The sequence below is a fragment of the Anaerobiospirillum thomasii genome, from assembly GCF_900445255.1.
GTDB classification, from domain to species: Bacteria; Pseudomonadota; Gammaproteobacteria; order Enterobacterales; family Succinivibrionaceae; genus Anaerobiospirillum_A; species Anaerobiospirillum_A thomasii.
Genome location: NZ_UAPU01000007.1, coordinates 47690 through 65822 on the forward strand (window position 1 = coordinate 47690; position 18133 = coordinate 65822).

Below are 18133 nucleotides of genomic sequence, written 5' to 3' on the forward strand. Positions count from 1 at the left end.
AAATTATTCCTTTAAACTCTCAAGTCCATCAATAATGGCACATAACTGCTCATTACGCTCCCTGTCAAAGACACCTGTAGAGGCGGCACTTTTTATCTCCTCAAACATACAGATAAAATTGGACATATTATCTGCCACATACATAAATGCATAATCCTCTTTATCTATACTGTCATCGGTTTTTACCAGATCATATTCACACACTGCCCTGCCTATATGATAACCTGCTGTATCTAAAGGCACAGCCTGACTTAAAGGACTTATATAGCACAGATCACTATGATGCTTTAGCTCAAAATAGCGCATCAGGGCTACATCATTCATTAAGAACAGACCATATGAGGCAAAAAACTCAGATATAAAATCAAGAGCAAAGCCTACATACAAAGCCTTTGGCACATCACGTGTGGCTCCTGCCACACGGCCTTTGGACAGACGCTCTGACAGAGCATTTTGTAGATTGATACGCTCTGATGTAAGCATATCCTTTAAAGCCATGGCATAAAGCGTAAAGACATTGCCTATATCTTTTATAAGTGTCTGTCTGTCCTTTAAAACACCATTTGCAAAAAGATATGGATAGATATCCTCTGTTATTTCCTCTTTGACAGAGAGTATGCCCTCTGCCACAAAGGAGGACATAAAGGCGCACAAAGAGCCGCTGTGCAGGCTGTCAACCTTGTTTATAAGCAGCTTGACAAGAGCCGTGGCAAAGCTTCTCTCTACAATGTTGCTTTGAAAACTTGCATTGTAGCAGCTCTCAATTTCCCCATAGTCAGGCTCAAGACGCTCTTTTAGTACATATAAAAAAGGACAGGCCTGATTTAACTGTATAAATTTATAGGCAAGTGACATGGCGCTCTCACGGGCTTTTTTTCTGCCCTCTGCCCCATCGCGCATGGCAAAGGCACTCAAAGGCTCAAGTGCCTCTATATCTGCTAAAAGTCTGTCACTAAAGGCTTTAGTACGATTACTGTCTGATCCATGCTCTTTTAAGATAGCATCGGCAAGATAACCCACACCGCCATCAGGTTTTACAAGCTCAATAAAGGCCGTCTGAGGATTTTTTACTCTTTTTACAAAGGTTGAGTTGTTATTTAGATAATCATCAACCACTCTGTTAAAGTTATCCCTGTGCTCCTCTTTGACTCCATTGTCATCAAGATAGCAGGTCTGAGAGGTATACTCAGGATTGCGCGCAATATAGAAATTGTTAAACTCATCGCCCATGCCGGCAAAGTTTGACATAAAGTTTTCGGCCTTGAAGTCATCTAAAATGGCATCAAGCTTTGACTTGGTATCAGGATTGTTGCCCTTGCCAAGATTGTTTACAATCTGCGTCTGTATGGCATCATCAAATTTGGTAAAGACACCTATAAGAGTGTTTTTAGCTCTGGCTCTTTGCTCTGCACTGGCGCCTATATTCATAGTGACATATTTTCTGACCATAGATGGCAGAGTTCTGACCTCCTGATTTGGCTTATTGGCGGCCATACAGTATAAAAGTACTTCAAATTCACCGCGGTCACAGTATCTGTCAAATAAATAGGCCACCTTGCCGCGTCTGAACTTTTCATTTAAAACCTTGCCAACAAGAGAGTCCTTGTTGGTGCTAAATGAGGCAATAGCCTTTAGATCAAAAGCCTCATCCTCCTCTTTGAGAGCCAGCTGTGAGCTTTGCTCGCGCGATCTGGCACCAGGCAGGTCAAGCACATCAAAGGTATCAGTGTATTTGCTCTTATCAAGTGGATTTAGTACAAATTCACAGATTAAAGCAGCAAGAGCTGCAAATTCAAGCTCACGCACACAGCTGCCATCAGCACCTACACAGACACTGACCTTCTCCTTGCTCTCCATAATACCCTCAAGAGCATCAACCTTGATGATATTATTATCCCTCTGCTTCATATGCTCTGCTTTATCATCAATAACAAAGACTGTAGGAGAGGCAAAGACTTCACGGGCATAATCAACCAAGGAGAGCTGCTGTATAAGACGCTCATAAAGTGCACTTATAACCTTGAGTCTGTCCCACAGTAGCGAGAAATAAAAGGCTCTGCCCTTTATATTCATCGATGGCAGATTATTGATGCCATAGACAATATAAGGATGATCAAAGCTCATAGCGTTAAGTCTGCCTGATGAGCTCTCCTTTATATAATCAAAAAGCGCATAGATATCCTCTGTTGTCAGGACACATGGCTTTTCATCTGTAGCAAAATCCCTATACTCTGCCCTGTCACACTCTTTAAGATGTGAGGTAAAGTCAATAGAATGAAAATCAAAGGTTATGGTCTTTGGATCATAATCCTGAAAGAAAGAATTAATAAGAACTTTGACAATTTCAGCCTCATTAAACAGTCTAAAGAGTACAGGATAACCTTTAGGTGCCGCATAGGCCTTTGAGGTAAAGCGTGTCACAAAGGCCGAGGACTCAGCACCGCCACCTGGCGGATTTATATTGTGTAAAAATGAGAATACTCTGTCATCCCACTTTAAATTAAGATCATCAACCCCATCACCTACAAGCTTTGAGACTAAATAGCTTTTACCTGCCTGAGACTCGCCAAAAACGCCTATAGTTTTGTTATTGTGCAGCACACTGTCATAGGCGCTGGCCTTATTGGTAAGTTTTGAGGCCATATATATAAATTCATAGGCCCTGCTCTTTAATCTCTCATCAGCCTCATAATTGCTCTTTATAAAATCTATGGCATCATGTGCAGCCTGTGCAACTGTATGTAACTTACTTTCCATAAAAAACTCTCTATACAATAATACCTGTATCTATCCAGTACACTCTTTCATTTTCATTGACAGTCTGCAGTGACAGCTCAAAGGCATCAGTCAAATCATTTGAATCAGTATCCTCAATGGATACAAGAGATAAAAGCTGCACAGGATTTATAACCGCGCTGTTGACAAACATGGCATAGCGTATATCGCTGCTTTGTATTGAGCCAGAGGCAATTTTGTCTCTGCCATCTTCATAAAGCAGAACATTGTCAGGATCTTTGACATAACCTATAACATTGGTAATCTCAACCTCAACTTTGATGTTTTTCTCCTGTCTGCCAAGCAATTGGGCTGCCATATCGATTTTATGCTTAATCTCGGCACGGCAGGCGGCTACATTTTCATCATAGATATCATTACTTAAAAAATATTTGTCATTTACAAGGTTGTCGTTTAAGGCAGCAAGCTCCTCTTTAACATCCATATCAAGCTCGATAAGACGCTGCGCTATCTGCTCACTGATTGCATCTTTGCGCTCCTGCTCTCTTTTGCTCTTGCCAAAGATCTTATCTGTAACAGAAAGCTTTTGCTCCTTCATCTTTTCATCAACCTGTGCTGCCACATTTGCAGGCAGAGCATCACACAGAGCCTTAAAGCGCTGTTGCACAGAGATAATATCAACAACATCTCCTGTGTAGCTAAGAAGTCTGTCAAGTGTCTTTTCACTGCCATCTGCTGCTAAAAGATCTGCTAGGCTATACAGCTTTGCATATAACAGAGCAACCTTATCCTTGTACTTATCAAAGATCTCTTCACTTAGACTGTCTTTTTTCGTATTGACTACACCTGCACTTACAGGATCATCAGAGTATTTTAAAACCTCCTGGGCACTGCTACTTGCAGATTTAAGTCCGAAAATTTCAAAAATATCCTGGGCTTTATGTGACAGATCTATAGCACGTCTGACCTTGCCTGCTCTTAAAGGATTATTTAAAACCTGCAGTTTATAAAGCGGTGTAGCCTTTAACAGCTCAGAGCCAAGCTGTCTGTAGCCAAAGCACTCATTGCCCGAAAACTCCATTGCATCAAGCTGCGCACACATATTTTTATTGCGGCGACGGCGACAGGTATTGTCCTGCTCCTGATCCTGTACAGGATGGGTAGATTTAAGTCTACCTGTGCCAAAACTTACACCCTTTATCTCATCATCTAAAAGATTATGACCTGGGCGTATCAACATATGCGAAAGTCTGTCCTGAAGGTCAGATACTGCCTTGCTCTCATCTATTTCATATGGGGCATAGGTGTAATACACATGACGGCCCTGCATTAAAGAATTATTATCTATAACGCCAAAATATCTGATCTGCGCTCTTGATGGCAGAGCATTGGCATAATACTTGAAGTTTGTAAAAGCATTATGATTGGTGGTCTTGATAAGATTGATCAGAGCACCTACAGCTGCCGTGGTCTTTGGATCATTGATAGTCCTGTCAAGGAATGAATTAAATGGATACCAGGTATCACAGTGATACTGATGCATTGCCACCACGCGTGATTTTGGCAGAGGCAGACGCTGCAGGAAAAACTCCCTGATACCAGGTATCTTAGATGGACGGCCTGAGATTAAAAGCAGATCAACATTGTAACTTGACAGCAGATTGCAAAGTACAGATAAAGCCTTGCATATATCCATACTGCCTATGATAAATTTATCATTTAAAGAGCGCAAATTAATCTCAAGCTTTAAATCCATAATATCAAAGTTCTTTAAACTTGAATTATCAGCTATTGTATTGTTTATATGATTTAAAACCTCTGACTCTGCCTCACCTGCCACATGTGGTTTGGCAACAAGATCAGCTAAAGTCTTATTGACCTCTTTGCCCTGCAGAAAATCGCGTATAGTACCTGTAACAGTATTTTCCTCGCCACTTGTATAGTGCTCAAGATGGAAAATAATTCTGTAGACTACAGGCATAAAGATCTGCTGAATAATCTGTTTTCTTAGTGCCTCAACCTCTGAACTGCCCTCGCTTAAGGCAAAGAGCTTGTTGCAAAGAGCCTGACCATCAGCCCCATTTTCATCAAGATAGGATTTTAGGGTATCAACTATATACTCTTTTATAAGCTGCTTTGAGATGTCATCTCCTGCATTTTTAAAACCGTCACTAAGCAGATTTGAAGGGTAGATTAAAGATCTGGCATTTTCACTGTCATCTCTGAATGAGTAGTCACGTATTACAAGATCGGTGGTACCGCCTCCAATATCGACAGTGGCAATACGCGCAGAGGTATAGGTCTTTTTAAGCTCATAGCCATTATCAATGGCAGCCTTTAGCTCCATACTGTCATAGAGCTTGTCAAAAATACGCCCCTCCATACCGTCGCGGCGCAGGTTTTCAATAAAGCCCTTGCAGTCACCGCCAAAGACCTTTTGTGTTTCATTGTAGATATAGACTGACTGACAGCACTCGGCCTCATTCCAGTCCATGATGACCTCAGGAACCTCTATATCTATCTTGGAATCTTTATCTCTGAAATTAAAAGAGCATGGATCATCGCTTTTATCGTAGCCAAGACTTTTGTATAAAATACCCACAGCCTCATAGACACACAGACGGAAAATCTCCTTTTCCTGATCCGGCATGGAAGGCGGTGTGGTTAAAATAATATTTTTAAGTACACGTGGAACATCTGAGTTTGATTTGTCCGATCTGACCTTATAGGAATTTATCTGTGTTAAAGCCTGCAGGAAAATTTCCATAAGCATAAAGGTCATAGTGGCCTTGTAGCAAAAGCCTGATGAAAAGCCACCGGCATCATCGCCACGCTCAAGAGCAAAGGTGGCATCACCGTTGGCATTTAGATAAAGACCTATGCTTGAGTCTGTAATCTCCACACGGGAGCGGTTTAAATCCTTAAGCACACGAGGTATATCAAAATCACTGCTTTGATCATTGAAATTGGTTATCTGATAGGAGAAATTGTTAAAGCACCAGCTGTTGACACCGCCCTGCCCGTCGCCGCCATAGACATTCCATAAATAGCGTTTTGGACTTGAGGTGCCAGATCTGCCCCCTGAGATATTGGCATGTGAGGCAAGGATTGAGGCCTCGTTGCCTACACGGGCAATGGATGGCCACACAAAGCTTAAATCAGAGTTTTTAACAGCCTGACGGTTGTTGAAGCTAAAGGAGGCCTTGGCAAATTCAATTCGTGAGGCAAAAGGCTCCTCATAGATCTGATCTGGTGAGTTTATATCGCGGATCTGCAGTTTATATACGCCGCTAAAATCATCATTTTTATTTTCAATGGATTTGAGCTCTTCATATAAAAGACCGCAGGAGCGTGAATTGCCAATATCCAGCACAAGACTTACACCTATAGCCTCTTTGGAATTGGATATGATTTTAACTTCCTTTAAATCCACGAAGTTTTCAATAAAGGAGAGCATGGCAAGATAAAAGACTGTATCAAGTCCAGCCTCTACTGCCTGTTCTTTATCTGAGACTTTGCTGTCATATTTTACATAGTCAAGTCCCTTTAAAGTTTCCTTCATGTAATCCTTAAGTCTGTCATCAAACAGAGTGGAGAAGACATCACGGGCCCAGGATTTTACCCATGAACCACTTAGCTCATCTAACATAAAGGCATCTAAAAGCTCGCCTTTAGTTATTATGCTGTAGGTTCTGTCCACATCCTCTGCAGTTGGAATAATATAGCGCTCGGTTTTGTGCGGGGCAATCTTGGTGTCAAAGGCAAAGGTTATATGGTATTTTTTTGCATCTTTAAGAGCTTCCTGACCATAGGCCCTTACATCGCCATCATCAAAGGCAATCTCCACCACACGACAGCGGCACCAGTCTATAGGTCCAAAGCGTGAAACCCTGGCACTGTCATCAAAACATGGAACAGGAAACCAGACACCATTGTACAGATACAGAGCATCATCAAGAGTAATAAAATTTTTTCTCTCAACTTCCTTGTGATTAAGCACAATATCATTTAATTTAAAGTGCGCCTCCTCATCATATGAATTGATAAGATAAGGCAGATAGCGGGCAAATATTCTCTTACCTGACAGATCCTGTGCCACCTCAAAGTAGGTATTTTCATAGGCAGCATTGAGCACTGTCTCTGATGGTGTCTTACTCTCAACACCTAATATAACTTCATAATCTAAAAACTGTATATTTGAATTTGCAATAAGGCTTACAGATTCTGATTTATCTTTACTAAGCAGGGGAGCTAACATGTTATTACTCCAGTATGATTTTTATAAATTAATTTCTGTTATTCTAACTCATAGAAATTATTAATAAATATCAAAGTAACAGTACTTTAAATAAAATCTAGCACAGTCACAAAAATTATATACAAAAAAGCACACAACACCGCATGAGTGCGCACTTTTGAGCACTGACAGAGCAACAGATTGCACAGATCAAAGTATTTAAATCAGAATTATATTAACAACTAATATAGACAAAGGTACATTACAGCGCGAGCAGTGAAAATAGATTTAACTGTATGGGTATAGTGTGCTGTTATATTTAAATTAGATGGTGGATGCTATAGGACTCGAACCTATGACCCTCTGCTTGTAAGGCAGATGCTCTAACCAGACTGAGCTAAGCATCCTTTAAAAGATATTTAAGTTTAATGGTGGATGCTATAGGACTCGAACCTATGACCCTCTGCTTGTAAGGCAGATGCTCTAACCAGACTGAGCTAAGCATCCTTTAAAGGATATTTAAATTTAATGGTGGATGCTATAGGACTCGAACCTATGACCCTCTGCTTGTAAGGCAGATGCTCTAACCAGACTGAGCTAAGCATCCATTTAAATGGTGGGTCTTGAGGGATTCGAACCCGCGACCAACGGATTAAGAGTCCGCTGCTCTACCAGCTGAGCTAAAGACCCACTTAAATGGTCTAGGAATCAAATGGTGGGTCTTGAGGGATTCGAACCCGCGACCAACGGATTAAGAGTCCGCTGCTCTACCAGCTGAGCTAAAGACCCACTTGATCCTGCTTTAAATTTGGTGGGTCGTGAGAGATTCGAACTCTCGACCAACGGATTAAAAGTCCGCTGCTCTACCGACTGAGCTAACGACCCGCCCAGATTTAATCGTTTTGGCTTTATTGCCTCAACGGAGCGATATTTTACTTGAATTTAGATCTAATGCAAGCACTTTTTTACAAAAAATTAAAATTATTTTTAAAAATCGCTTATTTAAGCCATCTATAAGGCAAAAAAATTTTAGACCCGAGTGCACCGCATACACTCTATCAATATGCAAAAAGCTTCTTTTCAGTCATTTTGCAGATCTTTACATAAGGCGCACAAGCACGCTTTGCTTTTTACATATAGATATTTTATGGGCTCTTTAGAGCTAAGGGCTCTTTGCAACAGCTTATTTATACAAAAAGCCTCAATTTTTATGCAGCATTGTGCCAAGACTTTAAACTATCTTTTATGTACACCCCTATCCTCTTTTACTTTTTAGGGCACATAAATGCAAAAGAGCAGGTTCACCCTGCCCTTTTACGTAAAACTTAACGCCCAAGCTCCCTTTGTGACAGCGTAGCTGCTGTATCACCAGGATAGCTTTTTATAACAAGCTCAAAGTATTTTTGTGCCTTTTCCTTATCACCTTTGAACTTAGTTATCATACCAAGCTTGTAGAGTGCATCAGGACGCTTTAGTGAATCTTCAAAACGTACCACATTTAAAAAACTTACTCTGGCACTGTCATAATCCTGAAGCTTGTACTGTACCTGCCCTTTCCAGTACCAGGCATTAGGTGTCAGCTTGTTGTTTTTATAGGTATCAATATAATTGCCAAAAGCCTGCTCTGCCTCTTTGAGCTTGTTGTCAAGCACCAGGGCATAGGCCTTGTCATAAAGAGCCTGAGCCTTATCATCAACACCTGCGACACTGTCCTTTTGAGTATCAGCACTGCCTTTATCAGCTGTCTGTACAGGAGCTTGTGCAGTAGTCTGAGTCTGCTCAACCTTAGGCTGTGACACTGCTGTATTTGAAGGTGCAGATGTATTTGCAGATGCGGCAGGAGCACTGTTTAATCTGTAGCTTAGCTCATCTATACTGCCCTTTAACTGCTTTATCTCACGCTCCATCTCGGCCATACGGTTTTGCATGGAAAGCATGGTGCGCTGCTGAGCATCAAGCTGTCTTTGCAGTGAATCCGAGGCCATGGCTGCAGTGCTTATCGATAAAGTTAAAATAGCTGTCGATATTACTTTTACTAATTGCATATTTATCTACCTAAAAGGCGCCCGAGAGCGCCTTTTAACATTAAAAAACTTAAAAATTAATAGTTGATAACAGCTCTTCTGTTTTTCTGCCATGAGCTTTCAACATGACCTGGATCAACAGGCTTTTCCTCGCCATAGCTTACAATTGAAAGCTGATTTACATCAACACCAAGATTCTGCATATAACGGGCAACAGAACGGGCACGTCTTTCTCCTAGGGCGATATTGTACTCAGGTGTACCGCGCTCATCAGTGTGACCTTCGATGATAATGCGTGAGTCTGGATTATCTCTTAAATACTGGGCATGAGCCTGCATTACGCCTACATAGGCATCCTGGATCTGCTCTGAGTCGTATTTAAAGTAAATGGTATTGTTCTCACGCAGAGCCTGAGGACCCTGCATGGCCTGATTCTGCTCGGCATATGGATCGCCTACAACCAGAGCGCCGTCAGGATCTAAAGAACCCTGCTCAAAACCGCCCATAGTACCCATCTGACCCTGATTCTGCATAGTGCCGTCTTCAACAAGAACACCAGAGCCCTCCTGAGGCTCTTCAGAGGTGGTACAGCCTGTCAGGTACAGAGCAGCTGCAGTGCATAATACAAGGGATATAATTGACTTTTTCATAATAACAATTCCTATAATATTTTATCTATCAACAATTGGACCCCAGGATGGTGCACTGACCTCTCCCTGAGTAGAAGGTAAATTGGCTTTAAATCTTCCATCGGCAGACACCAAGGCCAGACCTTTGCGACCCTGATATACAGTTGAATATATTACCATAGAGCCATTTGGAGCAACAGATGGAGACTCATCAAGTGCTGATGTAGTTAACATATAAATGCTTCCATCCTTGTCAACACGGGCTACACGATAACCGTTCTGCTGTGTCACCACAATAAGGGCATCACTGCCAGGAATTTTCTTGGCTGACAGATTCATATTGCCCTGATAGGTTACACGATCTGTCTTTCTTGTGGCAAAATCAAATCTGTAGATCTGAGCTCTGCCACCTCTGTCTGAGGTAAAGTACAGAGCATTGGAGTTTTCATCCCAGGTAGGCTCGGTATCAATAGATCTGTCTGAAGTAACACGTATAAGCTTTCTTACATTAAGATCATAATAGTAGATGTCAGGCTGACCGTCTTTTGACAGTGTCATGGCAATCTTGGTGCCATCTGGTGACCACGATGGTGAACTGTTAAGACCTTTGAAGGCAGCTAGTTTTACACGCTTTTTAGTATAGATATTGTGAATAAAAATAGCAGGAGCTCTGCGCTCAAAGCTTACATATACCAAAGAGCTGCCATCTGGTGACCATGAAGGAGTCATAATAGGCTCTGCAGATCTTAGTACAGGAGTCTCATTAAAGCCGTCATAATCTGCAGTCATAAGCTGATAAGGATATTTATCGCTGTGACGGTAGACTATATAGGCAATGCGGGTTCTAAAGGCGCCCTCCTGACCTGTCAGATGCTTGTAGACTCTGTCAGAAACACGGTGGGCGGCTTTACGCATGGTCTCAAGATTTGAAGGACCACGGTAATGAGCTAAAATCTTGCCCTTGTTGGCACCCTGCAGGGCTACGAGCTGAAACTCAAGCTGATATTTATCGCCGTCAGGAAAAACTCGTCCTACAACTACGGCCTCGGCAGGTGAGCCTTCAAAAGCCTTTAAATCAATCTGATTTAATTTGCCATGTGATGGCAGAGCAGACTTTGGCAGTGGTGAAAATTTACCTGAACGCATAAGATCGGCACTGACCACAGAGGCCACATCTATGCCTATCATAGGCTGTTCAAATGGCATAACTGCAATCTTGCGACCTTCATTAATACCACCTGTAATCTGAATTTCAAGCGCAGCATTGGCACTAAATGTAGCCGCCAGCAGCGCCATAGCTGTTATAAGTTTCCTAAACATTTTTACCCTCAATAACGCTGTAAATTACGTAAGATTATAATACGTTAAAGTTTTGGTGTCATTGAAATTACTATAGTATTGCAGTCTGTGCACTCTTTAGGAGGCATAGGCAACATGCCTATAAGTCTTAAAGTACTAAGAGCGCTGTTGCATACAGCCTTGTCTCCTTCACATTTTTCATTGGAGATAAGACCATCAGGCCCCACTGTCACAGTAACCACCACCTTTTTACCATTCATTGACGGATCAATACGCCAGTTCTGCTCAATAAGCTGTGTGACCTTGGCTCCATACTGTGCCGATACTCCGCCATCAGAGCCACCGCCCCCTCCTTCTACACCATCTGCAGAACCAAAAAGCTCATCTTCAATAGAGTTGGCTTCCTCTTTGGCCTTGTTCATAGCCTCCTGACGTTTTTGCTCCTCAAGTTTCTTTTTCTCCTCGAGTTTTTTCTTTTCCTCTAGCTTCTTTTTCTCCTCGAGTTTTTTCTTCTCCTCAAGCTTCTTCTTTTCCTCTAATTTCTTTTTCTCCTCAAGCTTCTTCTTTTCCTCTAGCTTCTTTTTCTCTTCAAGCTTTTTCTTTTCCTCTAGCTTCTTTTTCTCTTCAAGCTTTTTCTTTTCTTCCTGCTTTTTCTTTAATGCAAGAGCCTCCTGACGCTTCTGCTCTAAAGCTTTTTGCGCTGCAATCTGCTTTTCAAGCTCAGCCTTTTTAGCCTCAAGCTCTTTATTTTTGGAGTTTTGCTGTATACTCTGCTGTTCTTTTTTAGAGGAGGCATTAACCTTCTGCCCATTAGGATTACCCTTAGGCGGTGCAGAGATTATAGTGGCATGCATGATTTTGCCTACATTTTCATTAGGTCTTTTTGGCTTATCAAGAGAAATATTGATAACCAGGGCGGCCACCAGGCCTAGATGTATAACAAGTGCTATGATAAAAGCAGCAACAATATTTATTTTCACACTCTATCCTATAGAGGATCTGTAACCAGTCCTACTGACTGCACTCCACCGTTTTTAAGTGCATTCATCAGCTGAATAACGCTGTCATACGGCACCTGTGCATCTCCCTGCACTACCACAGGACGGGTTGGATCCTTGGCAAGTTCAATTGATACCAGACGTGCCACCTCATTAAGATCAGGTACTTTTACAGAGGTTGTATCCATACTGACAAAGTACTGACCTGCTCTGTCAACAGAGGCAATAATAGGAGTTCTCTGATCTTCATTCATAGCCTCGGCCTGAGCCTTTGGCAGATCAACAGTCACTCCCTGCATCACCACAGGCGCTGTGGCAATAAAAATAACCAAAAGCACCAGCATTACATCAATATATGGCACTACATTGATTTCAGCCACTGCTCTTTTTTTGGATCTGGCTCGTGTCTTCATAGATTACTGCCCGCCTCTGTCCTTGCGCACGCCTGGGGTTATATACCTTGGCTCATCGCTTTGTGTATTATTTATACCACCGCTATCCTTAGCATTTACATAGCCCTGCGAGGATACATGGGCACCTGGTCGCAAAAAGCCACCTGAAAAATCTACATTTACAGTGCCATCAGCAGCACCTGAAGCTAAAGAGGCTCTGCCCTTTGTAGCATCAGTTACATCCTGCATAGCTTTATTGTAGACAGAGGATATGGAACCTGGGGCAATATACGAGCCTGATGCACTCTCCCTTGGGGCTCTGGTATTAGCTGTGCTCTGATGTTTTACAGCTGTCTGTGCTGCACTCTGACTGTGCCCTGCACCTGCGTGTCCTGAAAGTTCCTGCCTTGCGGTGCTTTGAGCCATAGTATTGTGGGTTATACTACTTTGGGACATGGAGCTTTGAGACATAGTTCTTTGCGGCACAGTACCCTCAGACATGGTACTTTGTGTCATGGCAGCTCTGGTCTTGACAGGAGCTGCAGCAGTACCGTGAACATTTTGATGGTGAGCTGCACTCTGCCCACCATCCTTGTCATTTTTTAAAAGCTGTGATCTTATTGTAACCAGACGACGGTTTAATATAGTTGAAAACTCATCCATAAAGTTTAGATAGGTGTTTTCAAGAGCCTCTACCTTGGTTACAAAGCGGTTGTAGAACATAACGGCAGGAATGGCGGCAAAAAGACCCATGGCAGTAGCAATCAGCGCCTCGGCAATTGGCGGGGCTACCATGTTCAAAGTAGCGTTTTTAACTGCAGCCAGTGCCACAAAGGCGTGCATAATACCCCACACAGTACCAAACAGTCCAATATATGGGGAGATGGAGCCAATGGTGGCCAGAGTAGGCAGATGTGACTCAAGAGCCTCAACCTCACGTGAGCTTGCCACCTTCATCTGACGATAGGTACCGTCCATTACCACTTCCTGATCGGCAGGACCTGAATTTACAAGGCGCACAAACTCTTTAAAGCCTGCAGCATAGATAACCTCAAGACCTATAAGACTATCCTGTCTTTTAATACAGTCCTGATAGAGATTGTTAAGATCTATACCAGACCAGAATCTGTCTTCAAACTCCATGGCCTGACGCTTGGCTATCTTGTACTGATTGGAGCGCTGAATAATAATAGTCCATGACACCAAAGAGAGTATGAGCAAAAAGAGCATTACAAGCTGTACTAAAAAGCTGGCATTGAAGATAAGCTCGGTAAAAGATAAGGTTCCCTGTGCCTGCTGCATTTATTTAACCCTCATATCACTAATATCTGCTGGTACCTGCGAGAGAGCAAAATCCATAGCAGGACCATCCATTCTCATTGGTAGGCCTTTTTTAAGATCAAGATAGGCAATATCGCATTCCATTTCAAAAAGCAGTTCACCGCTGTCATTGAAAATCTGCTGAAAAAAGCTGATCCCCACACGTCTGACACGTACTGGAATACAGCTTATAGTTAACATATCGTCAAGTCTTGCGCTTTTGATAAAACGGGCATTGATACGTGAAATAACAAAGCCCACGCCCTCTTTTAACATTTTATCCTGCGATATATCAAGCTGACGCAGCCAGTCTGTTCTTGCTCTTTCTGTAAATTTAAGATAATTGGCATGATAGACAATGCCGCCGGCATCGGTATCTTCATAGTATACGCGGGCATTTATAGTAAAACTCATAAACTACTCACCATCCTCGTCATAGCGTATATTAAACTTTTTATAGGCCTTTTTGGAAGCCATGCGCCCCTGTCTGGTGCGCTGCACAAAACCCTGCTGAATAAGATAAGGCTCAACCACATTCTCCAGTGTATCACGTTCATGGCCTAATGAGGCTGCAAGAGAATCAACACCTACAGGTCCGCCGTTAAAATCATCGATAATGGCCTTTAAATACTGCCTGTCAAAATCATCAAAACCATCAGGATCAATTTTGAGCAGATTTAATGCCTTATTGGCCACATCCTCATCAATAAAGCCGCTGCCCTTGACCTCGGCATAATCACGCACACGCTTTAAAAGGCGATTGGCTACACGCGGTGTACCGCGTGAACGTCTGGCAATTTCCATGGCTCCTGCATAATCAATGCTTATATTAAGCTTTCTGGCACTTGCCGAGATAATAAGCTCAAGCTCTTCAGGGCTGTAATAGTTTAGCTGCAGTATGATGCCAAAACGGGCACGCAGAGGAGAGGTTAAAGTTCCTGCTCTTGTGGTGGCACCAACAAGAGTAAATGGACTTAAACCTATTTTAATGGAGCGGGCTGACGGACCCTCGCCTGTCATAATGTCAACCTCGTAATCTTCCATGGCAGGATACATAAATTCCTCAATCACAGGAGAGAGACGGTGTATCTCGTCAATAAAGATTACATCACGTGACTGCAGATTGGTTAAAAGAGCGGCCGCATCTCCCTTTTTCTCAAGGGCAGGACCTGAAGTCTGCGACATATGTACGCCAAGCTCATTGGCTATAATATTTGACAGTGTGGTTTTACCAAGACCAGGAGGGCCGAAAATAAGTACATGATCAAGAGCCTCACCGCGTTTTTTTGCTGCTTTCAGGGCAATTTCAAGCTGAGCCTTGACATCCTCCTGACCTATATAGTCAGACAGTGTCTTAGGACGCAGCGCCCTGTCCTCAGCCTGACCTGAGGCTGTATTTAAATCGCGTATTTCCTGTGCAGTCCTGTCCGGGCTTAAATCAGGATTAACCCCAATGGCATCAGCCACAATTGATGCATCTGACATGACTACCTCTTAACCAGTGCCAGAGCTTTGACTATGATATCTTTTGTATCCATACCCTCAACATATACAGCTTTGACATACTCTAAAGCCACATTCTCTTTATAGCCAAGACCCATAAGGGCAGATACGGCCTCCTGAGTGGCAAACATATTAACACACACTCCGCTGTTACTGTTATCCTGGCTCTGACAGCCTGCAGCGGCAGCTGGAGCAAGATTGAGCTTTGATACTTTATCTTTAAACTCAACAATTATTCTTTCAGCTGTCTTTTTGCCAACTCCAGGTATAGCTGTCAGGGCTGTTACATCAGAAAAACTCAAAGCCTTGATAAAATCATCCACAGTAAGTGAGGATAAAATAGCCAGGGCCATTTTAGGGCCTATGCCGCTGGCTTTAATAAGTTCACGAAACAGTGTTCTTGAGCCTATATCGGCAAAACCATAAAGCAGTGATGCATCCTCACGCACCACATGATGTATAAAAATAAAGACCTCATCATCAACGCTGATATCTCTTAGTGAGGTTACAGGCATTTCCACCTCATAACCTACACCTGATGTTTCAATCAGCACCATCATTCCATCTATACGCAGGACCTTGCCCTGTAAACTGCCTATCACAAAAAATCTCCTTATGTGCCTCTTAAACGTCCACGTATGGAGGAGCCTACTGCAACATCATTACCCATACGTGAGCTTACAGCATATGTATATCCATGACATAAAGCGCAGGCCAGTGCATCGGCTGCATCAGTCTGAGGAGTGCCTGACAGACGCAGAATTTTCTGCACCATAAACTGTACCTGATTTTTCTGGGCCGCTCCGTAGCCTACCACTGCCTGTTTTATCTGCATGGGGGTATATTCATAAACCTCAAGCGAGGCAACAGTAGCTGCCACCATGGCGCTGGCTCTGGCCTCTGAAAGCTTGACCGTAGACTGCACATTCTTAGATAAAAAAGTCTGTTCAATAGCAAAGACATCTGGTTTGAACTGCTCTATAAGAGTAGATACACCTGTAAAGATATTATGCAGTCTTTTATATAGTACGTCTGTACCGGCTTTTATGCAGCCTGATCCCACGTAATGCACCACAGGGCCATTGACATCAATAACCCCATAGCCTGTAATTCGTGAGCCAGGATCAATACCTAATATTCTTAGCTGCATATACGCCTCATAACAAAATGCGTATATTATACAAAAAATAGCTCTAAAAATATAAAGCTAAGTCTTTGATGATAATATGACTTAAGTAGATTAATAAAGGCATGATGCTGTATTTTTAAATGCTTTGAGCTCTTTTTGTCATATAGCTGCAATTATTATCTCTCTGTGCTCTTTGATGTCTATGAAAGCCTAAGTTCAATACAAGATAACATAGCTTTTGCATACTGTTTTGTCATATCAAGACTATGTGATCTGCACTCTTTAATACAGTCTAAAAATGTTTTAGATTAATTAAGTGACAGGTTTTAACAAAATCCAAGGGAGATAAAATCATGGCAGATAGTGAATGGCTTGCAAAATACGAGACCTTTAAAGTCAAACTTAGAAGTCAAACCGATTTAGAGTCGTATTTTATCAGTGATGTTATTGAAGATATCAAAATTGATGTTATTGATGCTGGCAGTTTATATCTGCCAACAGGCACTGTCATTGCCTGTGATCCTCTGGTAAATCTTGATACTGCAGAGCCCTTTCTGCAGACAGTTGAGGCAGGAACCTATCCTGTAAAGCTCTGCGTGGTGCCAAGTGAAAAGTATGGTGACCGCTATGCCTGCATCAAGATTGAAATAAGCCAGGAAAAACCTGTTGTATATGAGCTTGCTATGACGGGCAGCGAACAGCTTGATGAAGAGCCATCACAAGGTGAGTATTTTGGCTTTGGCGTTGATGCCGGTATGGGTTGCATAGCAGATATTCAGACACAAAAAGCATTTAAGGCCTACTGGGACAGACGTCTTGAGGAGGACAGCGACATTGATCCATACAACGATCTGTTTGAGGATCTGCTTGAGCAGAATGTCAAAGAAAATCCAAAATATCAAAGCCGCTATGGAGACTGGCTTAACTGGACAGTACCTGACAGCAGTTTTAATCTTATAATGTGCTCCTCAGGCTGGGGTGATGGCTGCTATCCTGTCTACTTTGGCTATGATGGAAATGGCAAAGTCTGTGGTATATATGTAAGCTTTATTGATATTAAAGAGAGCTACAGCTGATACATCAGCCAATAGATTTTTTAAAAAGGATAATAATGCCAGTCCTGCTTAGCTGCCAAAGATAAGTTCTGCCTTTGAGGCTATAAAGTGCATGACATAGGCTTAAATTTATATGCAAAAACTTAAAACTTTTATTTATACATGTTCTTTTTGCTGTTGTGTATATGGAGGATCTGTAAGTGCCGCTCCTTCATGTATACTTGAGAATGCACTGTACCTAAAAAGTCAGTCTCTTGTAAGTGAAATGGAGCAAATGTTAAAAAGTGAGGAGTGGATAGCCTTATTTACAGCAGATAAAGATGTAAGGCAGCTCCTCCTTACAATAAAAGATAAAAATTTTTCAAAATTAAAGACAGTCTATAAGTTAAGTCCAGCCATGAAAGGCCCAGCCTGGCTTGCCTTGCACTCAGATCTGTCATCACTGCCATCATCACTGCAAAGGCGCATCAATGATGCTCTATACAGCACTCTTGGCAGCAGGATAAATGCACAGGATGGGCCTGTGACACTGTCTGCATCAAGCAGCTGCACAGTACAGCAGACCTTTGTCTTAAATACTTTAAAGGACAATGCTATTTATCTTTTAACCTATGAAAATGCCATACCTGTAGTGGTGAGCCTCATACCAGGACAGGATGGAGCTGTAATGGCAAGTGCCGTAGCTGTTTTAAACAAAAACTTTAAATCCAGCAGCGCAGAAGATATTGAGAATTTTTTAAGTGGCTTTAATGCCCATGAGTGCACTGTTGGCAGGACAGAGTAAAACAGTGTTTAAAAACTATGAGCATAA

General features: G+C 42.2%; 13 protein-coding genes, 6 tRNA genes and 1 pseudogene. 2 read left to right on the forward strand and 18 right to left on the reverse strand.

Annotation, left to right across the window (positions count from 1 at the left end):
• Nucleotides 1–3 precede the first annotated feature (3 nt).
• The 18 genes and pseudogenes from DRZ93_RS07345 to ruvC form a co-directional block, all read right to left on the reverse strand.
• Nucleotides 4–2757 carry a virulence factor SrfC family protein gene (locus DRZ93_RS07345; protein WP_113746231.1) on the reverse strand — a complete coding sequence of 918 codons (2754 nt, stop codon included), beginning with the start codon at nucleotides 2755–2757 and terminating at the stop codon, nucleotides 4–6.
• A gap of 10 nt (nucleotides 2758–2767) precedes the next feature.
• The gene (locus tag DRZ93_RS07350) at nucleotides 2768–6994 is read right to left on the reverse strand and encodes a virulence factor SrfB (RefSeq protein WP_113746232.1); all 4227 of its coding nucleotides are present in this window, start codon (nucleotides 6992–6994) and stop codon (nucleotides 2768–2770) included.
• 308 nt (nucleotides 6995–7302) lie between these two features.
• Nucleotides 7303–7380 (reverse strand) — tRNA-Val (locus DRZ93_RS07355).
• A 22-nt stretch (nucleotides 7381–7402) separates the two neighbouring features.
• Nucleotides 7403–7480 (reverse strand) — tRNA-Val (locus DRZ93_RS07360).
• A gap of 22 nt (nucleotides 7481–7502) precedes the next feature.
• Nucleotides 7503–7580 (reverse strand) — tRNA-Val (locus tag DRZ93_RS07365).
• Between the two features lie 7 nt (nucleotides 7581–7587).
• Nucleotides 7588–7663 (reverse strand) — tRNA-Lys (locus DRZ93_RS07370).
• Nucleotides 7664–7686: 23 nt separating this feature from the next.
• Nucleotides 7687–7762, reverse strand: a tRNA-Lys gene (locus DRZ93_RS07375).
• Between the two features lie 20 nt (nucleotides 7763–7782).
• Nucleotides 7783–7858: transfer RNA gene (locus DRZ93_RS07380), tRNA-Lys, on the reverse strand.
• A 440-nt stretch (nucleotides 7859–8298) separates the two neighbouring features.
• Nucleotides 8299–9018 (reverse strand): tol-pal system protein YbgF, encoded by a 720-nt coding sequence (gene ybgF / locus DRZ93_RS07385; protein WP_113744138.1) that lies wholly within the window; start codon nucleotides 9016–9018, stop codon nucleotides 8299–8301.
• Nucleotides 9019–9074: 56 nt separating this feature from the next.
• Complete coding sequence (gene pal, locus DRZ93_RS07390) at nucleotides 9075–9647, reverse strand: peptidoglycan-associated lipoprotein Pal (protein WP_245933790.1); 573 nt, start codon at nucleotides 9645–9647, stop codon at nucleotides 9075–9077.
• A 21-nt stretch (nucleotides 9648–9668) separates the two neighbouring features.
• Complete coding sequence (gene tolB / locus DRZ93_RS07395) at nucleotides 9669–10946, reverse strand: Tol-Pal system beta propeller repeat protein TolB (RefSeq protein ID WP_113744137.1); 1278 nt, start codon at nucleotides 10944–10946, stop codon at nucleotides 9669–9671.
• A gap of 44 nt (nucleotides 10947–10990) precedes the next feature.
• Complete coding sequence (gene tolA / locus DRZ93_RS07400; RefSeq protein ID WP_113746233.1) at nucleotides 10991–11905, reverse strand: cell envelope integrity protein TolA; 915 nt, start codon at nucleotides 11903–11905, stop codon at nucleotides 10991–10993.
• A gap of 8 nt (nucleotides 11906–11913) precedes the next feature.
• A complete protein-coding gene (gene tolR / locus DRZ93_RS07405) occupies nucleotides 11914–12336 on the reverse strand; it encodes a protein TolR (protein WP_113744135.1) in 423 nt (140 codons plus the stop codon).
• Nucleotides 12337–12942: 606 nt separating this feature from the next.
• Nucleotides 12943–13617 (reverse strand): annotated as a pseudogene (gene tolQ / locus DRZ93_RS13765) (protein TolQ); the annotation flags it as partial.
• Nucleotides 13618–14049 carry a YbgC/FadM family acyl-CoA thioesterase gene (locus tag DRZ93_RS07415; RefSeq protein ID WP_113744133.1) on the reverse strand — a complete coding sequence of 144 codons (432 nt, stop codon included), beginning with the start codon at nucleotides 14047–14049 and terminating at the stop codon, nucleotides 13618–13620. It abuts the pseudogene before it with no gap.
• Between the two features lie 3 nt (nucleotides 14050–14052).
• A complete protein-coding gene (gene ruvB / locus DRZ93_RS07420) occupies nucleotides 14053–15120 on the reverse strand; it encodes a Holliday junction branch migration DNA helicase RuvB (protein WP_113746235.1) in 1068 nt (355 codons plus the stop codon).
• Between the two features lie 2 nt (nucleotides 15121–15122).
• Nucleotides 15123–15740 (reverse strand): Holliday junction branch migration protein RuvA, encoded by a 618-nt coding sequence (gene ruvA, locus DRZ93_RS07425; protein WP_113746236.1) that lies wholly within the window; start codon nucleotides 15738–15740, stop codon nucleotides 15123–15125.
• Nucleotides 15741–15751: 11 nt separating this feature from the next.
• Nucleotides 15752–16288 carry a crossover junction endodeoxyribonuclease RuvC gene (gene ruvC / locus DRZ93_RS07430; RefSeq protein WP_113746237.1) on the reverse strand — a complete coding sequence of 179 codons (537 nt, stop codon included), beginning with the start codon at nucleotides 16286–16288 and terminating at the stop codon, nucleotides 15752–15754.
• A 332-nt stretch (nucleotides 16289–16620) separates the two neighbouring features.
• On the opposite strand from ruvC, the gene DRZ93_RS07435 reads away from it, so the two are divergent.
• Both DRZ93_RS07435 and DRZ93_RS07440 read left to right on the forward strand, forming a co-directional pair.
• The gene (locus DRZ93_RS07435) at nucleotides 16621–17343 is read left to right on the forward strand and encodes a DUF4241 domain-containing protein (protein WP_113744129.1); all 723 of its coding nucleotides are present in this window, start codon (nucleotides 16621–16623) and stop codon (nucleotides 17341–17343) included.
• 253 nt (nucleotides 17344–17596) lie between these two features.
• Nucleotides 17597–18106, forward strand: coding sequence for a hypothetical protein (locus DRZ93_RS07440; RefSeq protein WP_146741104.1), 510 nt, complete (start codon nucleotides 17597–17599; stop codon nucleotides 18104–18106).
• Nucleotides 18107–18133 lie beyond the last annotated feature (27 nt).